Origin of the sequence: Streptomyces sp. DH12 (assembly GCF_020873895.1) — a bacterium.
In the GTDB taxonomy this organism is placed as follows: Bacteria; Actinomycetota; Actinomycetes; order Streptomycetales; family Streptomycetaceae; genus Streptomyces.
In genome coordinates this window covers 1-462 of the sequence record NZ_JAHWGT010000976.1, presented here as the reverse complement: position 1 = coordinate 462, position 462 = coordinate 1, and the positions used below count along the sequence as shown (strand labels likewise).

The window sequence follows — 462 nt, the reverse complement described above, 5'->3', positions numbered from 1 at the left end:
CGCGGAACCCAGCCGCCCGAGGAGCACCCATGCAGAAGGACAAGCACCCCGAGTACCGTCCGGTCGTCTTCCGCGACCGGGCCGCCGGATACGCCTTCCTCACCCGGTCCACCGCGTCCAGCGAGCAGACCATCGAGTGGGACGACGGCGAGACCTACCCGGTGGTGGACGTGGAGATCTCCTCGGAGAGCCACCCGTTCTACACGGGCAAGGCCAGGACCGTGGACACCGAGGGCCGCATCGCCCGCTTCGAGCGCCGCTACGGCGGCGAAGGCGGCGGCTGACCGACGCCCTCCCGTCCGCCCCACCTCGCCTATATGACGTTCAGCGCCGCCGCGCAGCCCACCCCGCCCAGCAGCATGAACGCCGGCATCAGCACCCTCAGCTCCACCCAGCTGCCGGCGCGGAACCGCAGCGCCTTCGGCGGGCCGATCGGGTACCACCGCTTACGGCCCACGGGTA

At 71.4% G+C, this 462-nt stretch carries 1 protein-coding gene and 1 pseudogene; one reads left to right on the top strand and one right to left on the bottom strand.

The window, feature by feature from the left end:
* The first annotated feature begins 29 nt into the window (after positions 1-29).
* Positions 30-284 carry a type B 50S ribosomal protein L31 gene (locus LPA54_RS38075; RefSeq protein WP_093765088.1) on the top strand — a complete coding sequence of 85 codons (255 nt, stop codon included), beginning with the start codon at positions 30-32 and terminating at the stop codon, positions 282-284.
* A 29-nt stretch (positions 285-313) separates the two neighbouring features.
* On the opposite strand, the pseudogene LPA54_RS38070 reads toward LPA54_RS38075, so the two are convergent.
* Positions 314-462, bottom strand: a pseudogene (locus tag LPA54_RS38070) (metal-dependent hydrolase); the annotation flags it as partial.